This window comes from Roseateles chitinivorans, from assembly GCF_002761755.1.
In the GTDB taxonomy this organism is placed as follows: domain Bacteria; phylum Pseudomonadota; class Gammaproteobacteria; order Burkholderiales; family Burkholderiaceae_C; genus Roseateles; species Roseateles chitinivorans.
On sequence record NZ_PEOG01000216.1, the window covers coordinates 1 to 442 of the forward strand.

Annotated in this window: 1 pseudogene; it reads right to left on the minus strand. The window is 45.2% G+C overall.

The annotated features are described in order from the left end of the window. Positions 1-442 (minus strand): annotated as a pseudogene (locus CS062_RS26560) (amylosucrase); the annotation flags it as partial.

Here is a 442-nt window from a genome sequence, read left to right on the forward strand (position 1 = left end):
AGGTCGGTGCATCCATCTGTTATCATAGCTTTTACCCTCATCGTTCAGATAGCTGTAATCATTGGTATATGCGGCTTCATCGCCATAGAATAACATGGGAATGCCACCCAGGAAAATACTCTGTGCCTGCATCAGTAATATTTTTCTGGCAGCGGTATCTATGGCTTGTTCATCATTGGCTGCGAGCGCTTTCTCTAATCCGCAGAGTGATGCCAGCGAACCACTGATACGCGCATCCTGTGTTTTCGGATTTACAGAGAACAGTGCACCCGACGCAGTTGATACTGGATGGGTACCGGAATAATATTCTTTTAAAAACTTACGGTGCTCATAGGCATTAAAACCTGCTGCGGCAATCATGCTGTCATCATAACCCAAACCAATATCATCGTGACAGCGGGTATAACTGATCCAGGTACAGCCAAAAGGTTTTTGTAAGAGC